Raw genomic sequence first — 14,639 nt, 5'->3', positions numbered from 1 at the left:
GTTTGAACAGCTCACCGGCCATGTGCGGAGTACTGCCCGAGCCAGCGGAACCGTAAGACAGTTTCCCAGGGTTCGCCTGGGCGTACTCCACGAACTCCTTCAGGGTGGTGGGCGGCAATGTGGGGCGTGTAACGAGGTAGAGCTGGCTGTTGGCAAGCAACGCAACATGAACCAGAGACTTCGCCGGATCAAAACTCATCTTCCGGAACATGGAAGGGTTGATGGACTGGACTGCCGTCTGGGCAACCAAGAAGGTATGTCCATCTGCCCCCGCAGCAATCGTGGCCTCAGCTGCCAAATTGCCGTTCGCCCCGCTTCGGTTGTCGACCACGATGGGCTGCGCCAACGCCTCGGTGAGCGGCTGCTGCAATTGCCTGATGAGAGCATCCGCCAAGCCACCCGGTGGGTAGGCCACGATGAAGCGCACCGGCTTGCTTGGCCACACGCTCTGTGAACTGGCGCTGCCAGCTGCTGCGAAGAATATTGCCATGACCAAAGTCCGCCGGACCAGGAAATTCATGGCTTGCGAAGACGTCATATTGCAACTCCCGTTGTACGGCACGTTGATCAAAGGGGTGTTGCAAGGCAATATAGTGACTGGCTTGACGTAGGTCTAACCAGTTTGTGCAATGGGTATCCGGATCGTGCACCTGCCCATATGCCACGTTCACGGATTACTGCCGCGCAATCTCCACGGCAAAGTCATGAACTGCGATTTTTCGGCACATTCCCAATGACTGAACAAGGCAACCGGAGTTGTCCGTGGCGAATCAGCGTACCGGCAATGAAATTAGAGCTTGCGGGAGTCAGCGCACCAGTCGCCCAGCATGCGTCCGGACTCGGCACAAGGCGTGCCAAACCGCATCCGTTGCAAGCTCAGTCTGGAATAACCGCCGTTACCTCGATTTCAACCTTGGCGCGATCTTCCATCAACGCAGTCACTTCCACGGCTGTCATGGCAGCGTTGTAGCCACCCATCAGTTCGCGATACGCGGCCCCTACCTCGCGCGCAGCGTCCAGGTATTCCTGCTTAGAGGTCACATACCATGTCATGCGCACCACGTGCTCAGGTCGCGCACCCGCCTCCTTCAGCACAGCGATGATGTTCTCCAAGGCTTGCCTCGCCTGTGCGGCGAAATCATCGGAGCGCAAGACGCACTGTGCGTCCCATCCGATCATCCCGGAAACGTAGACCTGCGTGCCCTTTGCCATGACGCCATTGGCATAGCCCTTGGGACGTGGCCAGCTAGGCGGCAGCAGCACATTCACGGCAAAGTCCTTGTTAAGCAGAGCATGCGTCAGTCGAGAGGTAGAACGTTTCCACGCGCACTGACGTCCTTCAGCAACTGCACGCGCAGAGTGCCGAGGTGCTCGTAGAGTTGCTTGATGGCTCGGTCCTCCAGGTCGCCCATCAGTTCGATGATCCAGCCTTCATGGGCCGTGGCCATGTCCTGGAAGGCCCTGCGACCACTCTTCGTAAGCTTCACCACGTTCGCCCGGCCATCAGCTGGATCGGCACTGCGCTCGACCAGTTTTTCACGCTCGAGTTCGTCGGTGAGACCAGTGACGTTGCCCCCCGTGACCATCAGGCAGCGCGAAAGTTCTTTCATGCGCATGCCTTCCGGCTTACGGTAGAGCTGGGCCATGTAGTCGAATCGCGCGAGGCTGATGCCGAAGGTGGTCCGCAAGCGACGACGGATCTCAGTTTCAACTTGTGTCGTACAAGCCAACAAGCGCAGCCACAGGCGCAAAGCCGCATGCGCTTCATCATCTGCGCGCGCTTCATGGCCGAGCTTGTCTGCGAGGTTCAACAAGTCGTGGCTGCGATCAACCTTCATCATGTCAGCTCTCCACCACACGGTAAGTGGATTTTCAGCTGAACGCCTAGTTCCTTCAGGGTACGTTCAAACCACCGCGTCGACACGATCCTGAGCTGGATCAACCAAGCCTGATAAAGGTAGCGCGCGACCCGTGCATGTACAGTGAGACTGGCTCAGCACGCACGCCACCCCGCCCGGCATCCAGTATCGGTTGAGCCGTTGGACGCAGCATTGGCGCCTCGCCAAACCATGTGCAAAACGGCTGTCCTCCCCAGCGCCTACTCCAAGCCACGCGACCCGATGGCAAGAACTCACACTAGACTTCCGGCGACGTCCGCGCTCGTGCCATGTTGATCGATCAGCAGCCGCAGCAGTTCTTCAAGTTGCTGCAGCCGCTCGGGGCCGAAGGATTGCAGTGCCGTGCGCTGTTGCGCCTCGGCCTGCTCCATCAGCTTCCATGCAAGGGCACGACCAGTAGGCGTCACCCTGACCAAGGTCAACCGGCGGTCCTTCCCATGCTCACCCCGCTCGACATGGCCCTGTTGGGCCATACGGACGAGCAACCGCGTCAGCGTGGGCTGCTTGGTTGCTGCGTGACGTGCCAGCTGGCCAACGCTCATGGCGTCGTTGTCGGCCAGCGTTGCCAACACCCGCCATTCGAGCACGGACAAACGGTGCGATCGCACTACGTCGGTGAACGAGCCGACCAGTTGGTGCGCCGCCTGCGTCAGCAGCGCCGGCAGATAGCGATCGACGAATGCCATCTGCCGCGGTGGCGCACCCGGATGCTCAGTACTTGCCGGAGAGCAAGGCGCCACAGTCGGGAACATGGGCCGGAAGCTGCAGTTGCTTGAGCATTTGCCAGGTGGTAGCCACCGCCGCCGAAAGCGTCGGCACGCCCGACTCACGCTCCACCTTGGCAATCGAGGGCAGCGACTGCATCTGCACGCAGGCCGACAGCACCAGGCCGTCGATGTTGGCTCGGTCCAGGTGCTTGTAGATTTCCAGCAGTCGTGCGGGATCCTGAGCAGCCACGGCGATGTTGTCCGGGATCTCGAGCGCGACGTAGTCTTTAACCTCGATGCCTTCGCTTTCGATGTAGTCCACCACCAGTTTGGTGAGCGGCTTCATGTAGGGACAGATCACCGAAATGCGCTTCATGCCCATCGCATGAAGGCCTTCGACCAGCGCACCGGCGCTGCTCACCACCGGCGCTGGTGCACCGTTGTCGACCGTGCACTGATGCAGTCGTGCCTGCGAGACGCGGTGGTAGCCCAGCCCCATGCTCATGATGGCCACGAGGCAGGCGTAGCCCAGCACGTCCACACGCGCGTCGGACAGCTCGACCGCACAGCGGTCACTGTCCCGGTCCATCGCTTCGAGCTCCTCCTTGACCACCTTCTTCATGCGCATGCGGCTCGAATGGAAGGTGAAGCGCTCGTCATGGACACGCTCTCGGGCACGCAGCATGGCCGGGATCTCGGTCTCCATCGTCGTGTTGGACGACGGCACGATCTGGCCGATGCGGTAAGGGCGCGGTACGTGCTGGAACGTCATTGCGCGGCCTCCAGGGAGCCAACCAGATCCACGCCAGCCAGGTCCTCTTCCCCCACGAGCGTCTCGTCGACGAAGCGCGCTGCAGACAGCGGGCGTCGGTTGACCCGCAGATCGAAGATGTCGAAGCGGTTGTAGTGGCCCGTGATGTCGTGCATCTGGCGCGGCTGCAGGCAGCGGCCGAGGTCGATCTCGGCATAGGCGATACCTTCGACGTCGACGAGCGGCTCACCGATCACGCGGCCGTCCGGTCCGATGAAGCCCGAGAACGCGCTGTTGGGACGCGCCAGCAGCTCGCGCGCCTGCGGGTGGCTGGCGCTCATTGCGTCGACGATCTCCGGCGACACCGTGGAACACGACACGACGGTGAAGAGCTTGCCCTCGAAGCTGTGCGCCGCGGCGCGCAGGCGGATCGCCTCGGCCATGTCGTAGTCCTTGGGTGCCACCGGCAGTGCGATGTAGCTCGCCACGTGGATCAACTCCCCCTGCGACAGCAGCGCGAAGCGCGCCAGCGTGTTGGTGTTCTCGCCGCAGGCCAACGCCCCTAGCGGCCCAATCGGCGTGTCGTGCACGCGCAGCGCCGACGCATCACCCGGCGCCCAGGTCAGCTTTTCAGCCCAGGTGGGCACGAGCTTGCGGTGGCGGCCCAGCAGCCGGCCGTCCTCGCCAATCGTCACCAGCGTGTTGTAGAGCGTGCCGATGCCATACCGATTACGCTCGTTGACGCCCACGACGACGTGGATGCGATGCCGCGCCGCAGCCTGTGCGATCTTGCGAATCTCGGGACCGGGAATCTCGATGGCCGAGCGGGCGAGCTTTTCGAACCACGGGCTGCCCTCGATGGGGTTCATGACCCAGCTCCAGTAGGGGTAGCCGGAGACGAACACCTCGGGGAACGCGACCAGCCGTGCACCATTGCCGGCGGCTTCCGCGATCAGCGCGCAGACCTTGTCGACGGTGGCCTCGGTGTCAAGAAACACCGGCGCGGCCTGCACCGCGGCGGCCTTGAATTTCGTGAGGTTCAGCATGGCGTGCTTTCCTTCAGACCGCAACGACCGGATGGCGCAGCGAACCGATGCCTTGCACCTGGCCTTCGATCACGTCGCCCGGCCAGACCCATTCCTGCGGGGTGCGGCCGGCCCCCACGCCGTCGGGCGTGCCGGTGGCGATGATGTCGCCGGGCTCCAGCGTGATGCCGGCGCTGATGTCGGCGATCAACTGGTGCACCTTGAACAGCATGTGGCGCGTGTTCGAGCTCTGCTTGGTCACGCCGTTGACCGCCAGGCTTAGATCCAGCGTGTACGGGTCCGGAATCTCGTCGGCCGTGACGATGCAAGGCCCGAAGGGCGCGTAGGTGTCCTGACCCTTCGAATAGATCCACTGCCCGGCGCGGCGGCAGTCGCGCGCGCTCATGTCGATCATCACGCTGTAGCCGAACACATGCTTGAGCGCATCCGCCTCGCTCACGCGCTTGGCCTTGGTACCGATGATCACGGCCAGCTCGATCTCCCAGTCGAGCTGCTGCGTGATCTTGGCGTTGTGCTCGATCGCGTCGCCCGGGCCGATCACGGTGGTCGGGGGCTTCGAGAAGATCACCGGCTGCTTGGGCAGGTCCTTGGAGGTGTCGAGCGAACGGCTCGATTCGGCCACGTGCTCGACGTAGTTCAGGCCGATGCCGAAGATGTTCTTGCGCGGGCGCGGTATCGGGGCGAGCAGCTTGACGTTGTCGGCCGGCCACGCAGTGCCCACCGGGAAGCGGCCCTCGAACGAGGCCAGCAGCTCGCTGGTCGAGCGCACGGCCTGCGGGCCGAGGTCGATGAAGTCGAGCATGTTGTCGGGCAGCACGAGGCCCTTGGCCGCGGCCAGCAGGGCGAGGTCGACGACCTGGCCATCGGACAGTGCGCCCAGGCGGGCGGCGGCGTTGGCATCGGCGCGGTAAGTGACGAGACGCATGATGGGGATCTCCGGAAATGAGGATGGATGCGGATCAGCCGAGCACCGGCTGGTAGCCGCCGTTCTCGGCGTAGGCCTGCTCGCGATACAGGCCCAGCGCGTTGATCGTGGGCAGGTCGTGGAAACAGAAGAGGCAGGCGTCCTCGCTGTCGCTGGCGTTGGCGTGCTCGTGGAAGGCCCAGGAGGGCACGCAGAAGATGTCGCGCTCTTCCCAGTCGAAGCGACGGCCTTCGATGACCGAGTGGCCCCGGCCCTTGGCCACCTGGTACAGGAAGCTGCCGGTGTGGCGATGCGCCTGCGTACGTTCGCCGGGACGCAGCAGTTGCATGCTCGCCCCGACCGTGGACATCACCGGGCCGCCGGTCAGCGGGTTGACATAGTTCATGAGCACGCCGTCGTAGGGGCTGCCGTCGCTGACGCGCGCCTGCCGCTGCAGCGCGTCGTAGGTGGCGGCCCATTCGTACTTGAACAGCGGCGAGTACGGCTTGGTCCAGCCATGGTGCTGCGGCTGCAGCCCCGCGCCGCCCCACGCGGCGGGCGAGTCGTTCACCGGGTGCGTGACGGCCTGATGCAGCTGCGGATGCACCGCGTAGAAGTTGGCCTCCAGTGCATTGACCAGCGGAATGTCCAGCCCGTCCTGCCAGATGCACGGCGTGCCGTCGTCGCTGACGCCATGCTCGTGCCAGGTGCCGTTGGGCGTGATGACGAAGTCGCGTGCGTTGAGCGTGAGCTGGTGACCATCGACGATGGTGTAGGCGCCGCTGCCCTCCATGATGAAGCGCAGCGCCGAGGCGGCGTGGGCATGTGCCGAGGCGCGCTCACCCGGATGCATCACCTGCAGCCCGGCGTAGAGCCAGCCCACGGCGGCCGAGACGTCGCGACGCCCCGGGTTGTCGAGGTAGATCACGCGGCGCCCGGCCTTCTCGGGGGTGACCAGCGACACCGAGTGCAGCACGTGCTCGCGCAGGTCGCGGTAGCGCCACAGCACCGGGACCGAGGCGGACTTGGGCTGCCACGGTTCGATCTTGTTGGCCACCGTCCACAGCGCGCCAGTCTGCAGCCGTTCAAGCTCCGCGTAGTACGCCAGCAGCTCGGGCGAGTCCGGCACGTCGGCACGTCCAGGCGTGCTCTCGCGGTACCGGTCATGGGAGGAGGTGTTCATGTCTCGTGCTCCTGCAAGGGATCAGACAGATGCCTGGGTGCGGGCAAAGCCGCGTTCGAGCTGCTGGCGGGCCGGTTCGTAAGCGCGGTGCCAGCCCAGGCCACCACGGCCCAGACGTGCCACCTCGCGCATCAGCCAGGCCGGGTCGGCCAGGAAGGGGCGGCCCAGCGCGCACAGGTCCGCGCGGCCCGAAGCGATGATTCCGTTGACCTGGTCACCTTCGGTGATCGCACCCACGGCGATCGTCGTGACCTTGCCCTCGTTGCGGATGCGGTCGGCCATGGGCGTCTGGTACATGCGGCCGTAGACCGGCTGCTGATCCGGCGTCACCTCGCCCGAAGAGACGTCGACCACGTCAGCGCCGCCGTCGCGCAGGCGCCGGGCGATCTCCACCGCCTCGTCCACCGTCGTGCCGCCTGCAGCCCAGTCCGTGGCGGACAGGCGCACCGAGATGGGCCGGTCCTGCGGCCAGACGGCACGCACCGCCGACAGCACCTCCAGAGGGAAGCGCAACCGGTTCTCCAGCGAGCCGCCGTAGTCGTCCTCGCGCTGGTTCGTCAGCGGCGAGATGAACGACGACAGCAGGAAGCCATGGCCCGCGTGCAGTTCCAACCAGTCCACACCCGCCTCGGCCGCACGGCGTGCCGCGGCCACGAAGGCATCGCGCACCGCGTCCATGTCGTCACGCGTCATGGCCCGGGGCGTCGGCGACACGCCGGCGCGATAAGGCAACGCTGAAGCGGACAGCAGCGGCCAGCCCTCGGCCAGTGGTTCGTCGGCATGCCGCCCGTGCGCCTGGATGGCGCCGCGCCGCCCGGCGTGGCCCAGTTGCAGGCCGAACTTCGCATCGGTGTGGCGGTGCACGAAGTCCACGATGCCGGCGAGTGCCTGCTGCTGCTGAGCGTTCCACAGGCCCGGACAGGCCGGTGTGACACGCCCCTCGGCCAGCACCGCGGTCATCTCCATCATGACCAGCGCCGCCCCGCCGAGTGCCCGGCTGCCCAGGTGCACGCGGTGGAAGTCGCCCGGCACGCCGTGATCGCAGGCATGCAGCAGCGTCGGCGAGACGACGATGCGGTTCTTCAAGGTCAGGCCGCGAACCTTGTACGGCGTGAGCATCGGCAGCGGTGGCTTGTCCACCTGCGACACGGCCACGCCGGCGCGCTCGGACAGCCAGCGCTCGTAGCCCTCGAGCCAGCCGGCATCGCGCAGGCGCAGGTTCTCGTGCGAGATGCGCTGCGACCGTGTCAGCAGCGAATACGCGAACTGCTCCGGTTCAAGGTCAGCGTAACGGGCGACGTTCTCGAACCACTCGGTCGAGTTGCGTGCCGCGTTCTGGATCTTCAGCACCTCGACGCTGCGTACAGCCTCGTAGCGGTCCAGCCCGCGGCGCAGGTCGCCGCCGGTCTCTTTCAGGCAGCGCGTGAGCTCGATGGCATCCTCCAGCGCGAGCTTCGTGCCCGAGCCGATGGAGAAATGCGCGGTGTGTGCCGCATCACCCATGAGCACCACCGGGACCGGGCGCTGCCTGCCCTCGTCCTGCAGCGTGTTCCACTGTACCCAGCGCTCGCAGATCACGCGGGGGAAGCGGATCCAGATGGCCGAGCCGCGCAGGTGTGCGGCGTTGGAGATCAAGCGCTCTCCCTCCAGCCAGGGCGCGAAGAGCTTTTCGCAGTACGCAATGCCCTCCTCCTGCGTCATCGTCTCCAGGCCCGCACGCTGCCAAGTCTCGTCGGTGGTCTCGACGATGAAGGTCGACAATCCGTTCTCGAAACGATAGGCATGGGCCTGGAACCAGCCGTGCTCGGTCGGCACGAACAGGAACGTGAACGCATCGAACACCTTCTTCGTGCCCAGCCACACGAAGCGGCACTTGCGGGTGTCGATATCCGGACGGAATGTTTCGGCGTAGCGGGTGCGCACCGCGCTGTTGAGGCCGTCGCTGGCGATCACGAGATCGGCACCGTATTGCCGGGCAATCTCCTGGTCGTCCTGGACGACGGTCTCGAACACCAGCTGCACGCCCACCTCTTCGCAGCGTGCCTGCAGGATGTTGAGCAGCTTCTTGCGGCCGATGCCGATGAAGCCGTGGCCGCCGCTGCGGATGGAGCGGCCCTTGAAGTGCACGTCGATGTCGTCCCAGCGACTGAACTCACCAACGATGGATTCGGCTGATACGGGGTCCGCCGCGCGCAGGTTGTCCAGCGTGGCGTCCGAGAACACCACGCCCCAGCCGAAGGTGTCGTACGGGCGGTTGCGCTCGATGACCACCACGTCGTTGGCGGGATCCTGCAGCTTCATCAGCAGGCCAAAGTACAGGCCGGCGGGCCCGCCACCGATGCAGACGATTCTCATGGGTCGATCTCCTCGTGGAAAGGAACAGGGGCTCAGCGCGGCTGCAGTGCCGCGCGCAGTTCATCGGGGATGGGAATGGCGGCGTGCGTGACCAGTGAGGTGGTGACGACCGTCTGCTTGACCTGCATGCGCAACTGACCGTCCCGGCCCTGGCAGCGCAGCTGCAGCACCATCGAGCGAGTGCCGATGTGTTCCACGTCGAGCACCAGCTCGACGTCGTCGCCCATGCGGCTGATGGCCTTGAACTCGGCCTCCAGCCGCACCGTGGGCAAGCCCCAACGGCACTCCAGGACGTAGCCTGCGAAACCCTCGGGCAGCAAGGCGTCCATCCAGGCTTCGAGCAAGTCGTTGAAGAGCACGAAGTACTGCGGGTAGAAAACGATGCCGGCCGGATCGCACTCCGAAAAGCGGATGCGATGCGAGCGACTGAAGTGGCGGGGGTCGGACACGTCGGCGCTCCTTCAGACCAGCGCGAGGCGCTGCAAGGTGTTGTGAAGACGCAGTCCCTGCTCGTCCGCCAGCGCGGCGTCGCGCAATTCGCCCAGCGTGGCCGGCGCCAGCGCCGCCTGATGCCGGTCGAGCACAGCCATGAGGGTTTCGTAGTTCTTCAGGCCGCGGGCGTGCGTGTCCCCGTAGCCCTTGACCAGGCGCTGGCACCGCGCCACTTCCAGGGCCAACGCCGGATGGGTGCCGGCCAGGGCGTAGATGCGATGCAGCCAGCGCTCGATGCGCTCGTTCTCCAGCGCGTAGCGCAGCGTGGTGCGGCGCCCGCGACGCCAGCGGGCCAGAGTCCAGAGCAACACGAAGCCGGGCAGCGACGAGGTCCTGACGACGCGGCCCTGCGCCGTCATGCGCTTGACCCAGCGGTGAATGCCATGAGGCTGGGCGAGCCAGCGCCCCAGGCCCGCCGGCAGGGTCTCACAGATCTCCTCGATGCGCGGATGCATGAACTCGTTGATCCGCACCAGTTGATCGGACTTGGCCCGGACCTCCTGGCGTACCCGATCGAAGCGGGTGTCGCGGGTCTTCAGGTCCGCCACACGGATCGTGTCCTCGTAGGACATCCACAACGCCAGATGCCGCGCTGTCTCCTGCAGCAGCGTGGCATCGCGCCCGCCCGGCTGCCGCATCAGCACCTCGATCCGGTCCAGGTACAGGCTCGCGTAGCGAGCATCCTGATAGTCGACGAGGCGTCTGACGCCTTCAACAACGATGGTGCGGGCCTGCGGCGGGACCGTCCTGTCCACGCGCTGCAACAGCGCGGCTACGGCGGGGGACTTCGGCGTGCCGACCGCCTTGGCGACAGGCGCAGGCTTGGCCAGCGACGTGCCCATGGCCTCGGCACAGCCACGATCGAAGGCCTTCAGGCTGGGCTTCACCCCCACCCCGCCGCGCTCGATCGTGGCCTCGAACTGCGCCCGGTCGAAGGGCAGCACACCGGTGCCGCACAGCGCGCCGAACAGTACCGCGCTGATGACACTCCCCGTCTGCTCGGCCGCCTGGGCCATGTCAAAGCTCACCAACCGCTTTGAGGCCTTGGTGGCGTGCTCGAGCAAGACGTTGCTGTCGACGCGACCGTCGCCCATCGCGGCCTTCTCGCCGATCGAGTAGACGCGGTGCGTCGAGGTCAGCAGTGCCGTGCGGTCCGGGGTCACCAGCCCGCGCTGAACCGCACGCCCTGCTTCCATCAGTTCGGAGCACAACACCACGTCGACGTCGCCCGGCATCGGCATCAGGGCCAGCACCGGACGACGGGCAGCCGACTCATGTGCGCCCGGCAGCAGCTCGACGTAGTAGATGGTGGCGCCGGTACGCTGCGCAACGCCGGGCACCGAGGTGGTCTGGGCAAAGTAGCCGTTGTGCTCGCCGAGGTCGACGATCCAGTCGGCCAGCACGCCGCCGCCTTCGCCGCCCATCGCTAGGATGGCGATCTTGATGGGCTGAACCTTGTTCATGGGATCTCCGGGAGGGGTTTCAGAATGCGTACTGGGCACGACTCCGGGCGTCGCCACGCTGCAGCCAACCGATCACCGCATGACGAACACGCTGGCGCAGTCGGTCGCCGCGCGTCGGGTTGGACACGATTTCGGCCCGGTAGAAGGACGGGCACAGCACCGCCGCATGCGAGACCTCGCCGCACAGGCCGCAACCCACGCAGCTGTCCTGCACGGAGGCCACCGGGTCCTGGCGCAGCGGGTCGGGGTTGGGCTTGATCGACAGCGACGGGCAACCCGACAGGCGGATGCACGAGTGGTCGCCGGTACAGGTGTCCGGATCCACGCCAAAGCGCTCACGCACGACCCGTTTGCCCTCAGCCAGCGCCTTGCGCGCCTTGGGTTTCTCGCGGCGCTGCTGGTTGAGCATGCACTCGCTCTGCGCGATCAATACCTTGGGGCCCTTCTCCTTCGTGGTCAGCGCCTCGCGCAGTGTTGCGGTCATGGCCTTGAGGTCGTAGGTCCGGCGCAGCGTGCGCACCCAGCGCACGCCCACGCCGCGTACTGCCCGTTCGATCTCATGGCCGGTACTGCGGGTGGTATTGAGCGCCTTCGACGACAGGATGTCCTGACCGCCCGTGGCGGAGGTGTAGCTGTTGTCGACGATGACAGTCAGGTTGTCGCTGCGGTTAAACACCGCATTAGCCACGCCGCTGGTCAACCCGTTGTGCCAGAAGCCGCCATCGCCCATCACGGAGATTGCGCGCTTGGCCCCGGGCGCATTGAAGGCGGCCGCACTGGCGGCGCCCAGGCCATAACCCATTGTGGTAGCGCCGAGGTTGAAAGGCGGCAGGATCGAGAACAGATGACAGCCGATGTCGGCGGTGACGTGATGCGGACCGAGCTCCCGCTCGACCAACTTCATCGCCGTGAAGATCGGCCGTTCCGGACAACCCGTGCAGAAGCCCGGGGGACGCGCGTGAACGTTGTTGTCCAGCGCAGCCGATGCTGGCAGCAGCGGGATCACCTTGCGCTCCACCGCATCCGCCGGCAGCTTGCCGTAGCGCTGCATGAAGGCCTTCACGCCTGCCAGCATGGTCGCGGTGTTGTACTCGCCCGCCATCGGCAACAGATCCTTGCCATGCAGCGCGGTGTCCAGGCCCAGCTGGCGCAGGATGTTGGCGACGTTCTGCTCGACGAAGTTGGGCTGCCCCTCCTCCAGGACCAGTACCGCCTTCTTGCCCTTGCAGAAACGCTCGAACTCGGCGTCGACCAGCGGGTACGCCACGTTCATCACGTACAGCGGAACCTTTGTTTCGCCATACACGTCCGCCAGTCCCAGCTTCTCGAGGGCGCGGATCAAGGTGTTGTAGCTGCCGCCCTGCACCACCAGGCCAATGTCGTCGGCGTCCTCAGAGAAGAACTCGTTGAGCCCACGCTCCTGGATGAAGCGCACGGCCGCGGGCCAGCGCTGCTCGACCTTCTCCTTCTCGTGCACGAAGCTCGCTGGCGGCAGCACGATGCGACTGAGGTCACGCTGCGGTTGCTCCAGCGCCTGCTGGATCGTGAACTTGGGACGCCGGTTGTCGCTGGCAACGAATTGCCCATGCACGTGGCAGGCGCGGATGCGCAATTGCAACATCACCGGCGTGCTGCTGGCCTCGGAGAGGTCAAACCCGTCCTTGACCGCCTGCACGATGCACGGCAGGTTCGGGCGCGGGTCCAGCAGCCACATCTGCGACTTCATCGCGAAGGCGTGGCTGCGCTCCTGCATGATCGAGGAACCCTCGCCATAGTCCTCGCCAACGATGATCAGTGCGCCGCCCAGCACGCCGCCCGAAGCGAGGTTGGCCAGCGCATCGGACGCCACGTTGGTGCCCACGGTGGCCTTGAACGTGACGGCGCCGCGCAGCGGGTAGTTGACCGAGGCCGCCAGCGTCGCAGCAGCAGTGGCCTCGCTGGCGCTGTTCTCGAAGCGAATGCCGTGCTCCGTCAGGATGTCCTGTGCGTCGGCCAGCACGTCCATCAGATGCGAGATCGGCGCACCCTGATAGCCCGCCACATAGGCCACGCCCGACTCCAGCAGGGCCTTGGTCACCGCCAGGATGCCCTCTCCGCTGAACACCTCTCCTGCGCCCAGGCGCAGCTTCTTCACTTCCTCGACAAATGAACGCTCGGCCATGATGTATTCCCAGACTCCATCGGCGCGATACGTATGCGCCGTTGAAGTCATTTTGGAATGCATCGTTTAGGAGTCAATCAATGATTCGTCATGGAAATGCGAGTCCTGCAGTTGGCGGATAAACACTGCAGAGACTGGATAATTTGCTGCTTCAGCAGCGCCATTTCTCAGGCGCACTGCCGTTCCGGGCCTATCGTTCTGTGCACCAAACTCGGGGCCGGCAGAGGTGCATTTCGTCCCAAACCAGCGCATCGGCTAGGACAAATACTGAGCTTGGAAAACAGCTTCAGTCCTAAACTAATTTGTGATGGACGTGGCATCCGTCTTGCGTAACTGGCGTCAATGCCAGCGGGTCGCAAAGACCCTTATTTCCATGCTGCCTCCGTGAGGTCCCACGATGCTGATGTGCGTTGAACCCCGCCCGTCTGTGTTGAGCGAGGCGTTCCTTGCTGCGCCCAACTTGCAACTCTTCGCTTCGCGAGACCTGCAGGAAACCCGTTCCATGGTTTCCCGCGTAATGAAGCCTCATGAGCTGCACGCCGCCGGCCACGGGCAGCGCGTTGATGCCCGCATGCACCACATGGCTTTCGGCGACGTGAGCCTTAACCGCCTGCTTTACGGTGCCGAGGTGGACATAGATCCGGGTGCGTTGACCGACTTCTTCCTGGTCATGATGCCGCTGCGGGGCCATGCCCTCATCGACAGCCAAGGCGAAAGGCTCGAGTCCCACCCCGGCGAGGCTTCGGTCGTCAGCCCGCACCTGGAAACGAAGATGCACTGGTCGGCCGACTGTGACCAGCTGATGGTGCGCATCGCCCGTCCGTTCATGGAGCGTGTGCTGGCTGCACAGCTCGGGCGTGAGCTGCGTGAGCCGCTGCAGTTTTCACTGGGCCTGCGCTGGCAGGAGAATCCGGCCTGGGCGTGCCTGATGAGGTACCTGGTGGATTGCGTGCAGCAGCCGCTGCAGCTCACCGAGCACAAGCTAGTGCTCGGGCAGATCGAGCAGCTGGTGGCCACCTCGCTGCTAGCCTGCCAGCCTCACAACTATCGGGAAACGATGCCTGCCCGTCGTTCCACCGTGCTGCCACGCCATGTGCGGCGAGTGCAGGACTACCTGCAGGCCCATGCGCACGAACCGGTACGCGTGGAGGCGCTGGCCGATATCGCCGGAGTCAGCCTGCGCAGCTTGTACGCCGGATTCAAAGACTTCTGTGGCGTCAGCCCGATGCAGTACCTGCGGGACTTGCGCCTGGATCGCGTTCGTGCCGACCTGCTCGCTGGCAATGGTGCTGGCAACGTGGCGGGCGTGGCCTTGCGTTGGGGTTTTGCTCATCTGGGGCGCTTCAGCGCCGAGTACAAGGCCCGCTTCGGCGAGTATCCGAGCCAGACGCTGCATCGGTAATGAAAGCGGCAGCGAACCGCTGCCGATACCGAAAACTGCGCCCAGCTTGGCGCACGGCGTGCCGCTCGTGAACCACGCCAGTGTCATCGCCGCGGCACCGCTACGGCGCTTCGTACACGCGCTATAGCTGCACCGCCTCGAAATGGCAGCGGCATCACGCCGCTGCAGCCGGAAAAGTCAAGCTGCCGGAGCGAGGCTGGCGAAGCGACCGCCGTGGAAGACCAGCGGCTCGCCGTCGCAGCGGTCGATGCGCAGCACGCGGCCCACGAACAGCTCA

Annotated in this window: 13 protein-coding genes; 1 reads left to right on the top strand and 12 read right to left on the bottom strand. The window is 65.1% G+C overall.

The features are described 5' to 3' along the window. The 12 genes from SM757_RS33360 to SM757_RS33305 all read right to left on the bottom strand — a co-directional run. The coding region (locus SM757_RS33360; protein WP_322468630.1) for a Bug family tripartite tricarboxylate transporter substrate binding protein at positions 1-538 on the bottom strand (538 nt) is incomplete at its 3' end. A 338-nt stretch (positions 539-876) separates the two neighbouring features. After that, positions 877-1,269 carry a RidA family protein gene (locus SM757_RS33355; protein WP_322468629.1) on the bottom strand — a complete coding sequence of 131 codons (393 nt, stop codon included), beginning with the start codon at positions 1,267-1,269 and terminating at the stop codon, positions 877-879. 29 nt (positions 1,270-1,298) lie between these two features. Continuing rightward, positions 1,299-1,841 carry a MarR family winged helix-turn-helix transcriptional regulator gene (locus SM757_RS33350; RefSeq protein WP_322468628.1) on the bottom strand — a complete coding sequence of 181 codons (543 nt, stop codon included), beginning with the start codon at positions 1,839-1,841 and terminating at the stop codon, positions 1,299-1,301. Positions 1,842-2,131: 290 nt separating this feature from the next. Then, positions 2,132-2,584: a MarR family winged helix-turn-helix transcriptional regulator gene (locus SM757_RS33345; protein ID WP_322468627.1), complete on the bottom strand. Its 453-nt coding sequence runs from the start codon at positions 2,582-2,584 to the stop codon at positions 2,132-2,134. 25 nt (positions 2,585-2,609) lie between these two features. Then, positions 2,610-3,377 carry a maleate cis-trans isomerase family protein gene (locus SM757_RS33340; protein ID WP_322468626.1) on the bottom strand — a complete coding sequence of 256 codons (768 nt, stop codon included), beginning with the start codon at positions 3,375-3,377 and terminating at the stop codon, positions 2,610-2,612. After that, entirely contained in the window at positions 3,374-4,402 is a 1,029-nt protein-coding gene (locus tag SM757_RS33335; protein ID WP_322468625.1) for a carbon-nitrogen hydrolase family protein, read from the bottom strand. The genes SM757_RS33340 and SM757_RS33335 overlap by 4 nt, the downstream gene beginning before the upstream one ends. 13 nt (positions 4,403-4,415) lie before the next feature. Then, positions 4,416-5,327 carry a fumarylacetoacetate hydrolase family protein gene (locus SM757_RS33330; RefSeq protein WP_322468624.1) on the bottom strand — a complete coding sequence of 304 codons (912 nt, stop codon included), beginning with the start codon at positions 5,325-5,327 and terminating at the stop codon, positions 4,416-4,418. Between the two features lie 34 nt (positions 5,328-5,361). Beyond that, entirely contained in the window at positions 5,362-6,489 is a 1,128-nt protein-coding gene (locus SM757_RS33325; RefSeq protein ID WP_322468623.1) for a cupin domain-containing protein, read from the bottom strand. 21 nt (positions 6,490-6,510) lie between these two features. Continuing rightward, the gene (locus tag SM757_RS33320; protein WP_322468622.1) at positions 6,511-8,844 is read right to left on the bottom strand and encodes a bifunctional salicylyl-CoA 5-hydroxylase/oxidoreductase; all 2,334 of its coding nucleotides are present in this window, start codon (positions 8,842-8,844) and stop codon (positions 6,511-6,513) included. Positions 8,845-8,876: 32 nt separating this feature from the next. Continuing rightward, a complete protein-coding gene (locus SM757_RS33315) occupies positions 8,877-9,293 on the bottom strand; it encodes an acyl-CoA thioesterase (protein WP_322468621.1) in 417 nt (138 codons plus the stop codon). A 12-nt stretch (positions 9,294-9,305) separates the two neighbouring features. Continuing rightward, positions 9,306-10,799, bottom strand: a complete 1,494-nt coding sequence (locus SM757_RS33310) for an indolepyruvate oxidoreductase subunit beta family protein (protein WP_322468620.1) — start codon at positions 10,797-10,799, stop codon at positions 9,306-9,308. A 19-nt stretch (positions 10,800-10,818) separates the two neighbouring features. Continuing rightward, positions 10,819-12,960, bottom strand: a complete 2,142-nt coding sequence (locus SM757_RS33305; protein WP_322468619.1) for an indolepyruvate ferredoxin oxidoreductase subunit alpha — start codon at positions 12,958-12,960, stop codon at positions 10,819-10,821. A 397-nt stretch (positions 12,961-13,357) separates the two neighbouring features. Here SM757_RS33305 and SM757_RS33300 point away from each other — a divergent pair, with 397 nt between their 5' ends. After that, a complete protein-coding gene (locus SM757_RS33300) occupies positions 13,358-14,362 on the top strand; it encodes an AraC family transcriptional regulator (RefSeq protein WP_407655822.1) in 1,005 nt (334 codons plus the stop codon). The last annotated feature ends 277 nt before the right edge of the window (positions 14,363-14,639 follow it).

It is taken from the genome of Azohydromonas lata (assembly GCF_034427735.1).
GTDB classification, from domain to species: Bacteria; Pseudomonadota; Gammaproteobacteria; order Burkholderiales; family Burkholderiaceae_C; genus Azohydromonas; species Azohydromonas lata.
The sequence above is the reverse complement of the archived record's forward strand: the minus strand, read 5'-3'. Positions and strand labels throughout refer to the sequence as shown.

Excerpts from the sequence above, each read along its gene's own strand:
- SM757_RS33350 (WP_322468628.1), bottom strand. The coding sequence starts at position 1,841 with ATGATGAAGGTTGATCGCAGCCACGACTTGTTGAACCTCGCAGACAAG.
- SM757_RS33345 (WP_322468627.1), bottom strand. The coding sequence starts at position 2,584 with ATGGCATTCGTCGATCGCTATCTGCCGGCGCTGCTGACGCAGGCGGCG.
- SM757_RS33340 (WP_322468626.1), bottom strand. The coding sequence starts at position 3,377 with ATGACGTTCCAGCACGTACCGCGCCCTTACCGCATCGGCCAGATCGTG.
- SM757_RS33335 (WP_322468625.1), bottom strand. The coding sequence starts at position 4,402 with ATGCTGAACCTCACGAAATTCAAGGCCGCCGCGGTGCAGGCCGCGCCG.
- SM757_RS33330 (WP_322468624.1), bottom strand. The coding sequence starts at position 5,327 with ATGCGTCTCGTCACTTACCGCGCCGATGCCAACGCCGCCGCCCGCCTG.
- SM757_RS33325 (WP_322468623.1), bottom strand. The coding sequence starts at position 6,489 with ATGAACACCTCCTCCCATGACCGGTACCGCGAGAGCACGCCTGGACGT.
- SM757_RS33320 (WP_322468622.1), bottom strand. The coding sequence starts at position 8,844 with ATGAGAATCGTCTGCATCGGTGGCGGGCCCGCCGGCCTGTACTTTGGC.
- SM757_RS33310 (WP_322468620.1), bottom strand. The coding sequence starts at position 10,799 with ATGAACAAGGTTCAGCCCATCAAGATCGCCATCCTAGCGATGGGCGGC.
- SM757_RS33305 (WP_322468619.1), bottom strand. The coding sequence starts at position 12,960 with ATGGCCGAGCGTTCATTTGTCGAGGAAGTGAAGAAGCTGCGCCTGGGC.
- SM757_RS33300 (WP_407655822.1), top strand. The coding sequence starts at position 13,358 with ATGCTGATGTGCGTTGAACCCCGCCCGTCTGTGTTGAGCGAGGCGTTC.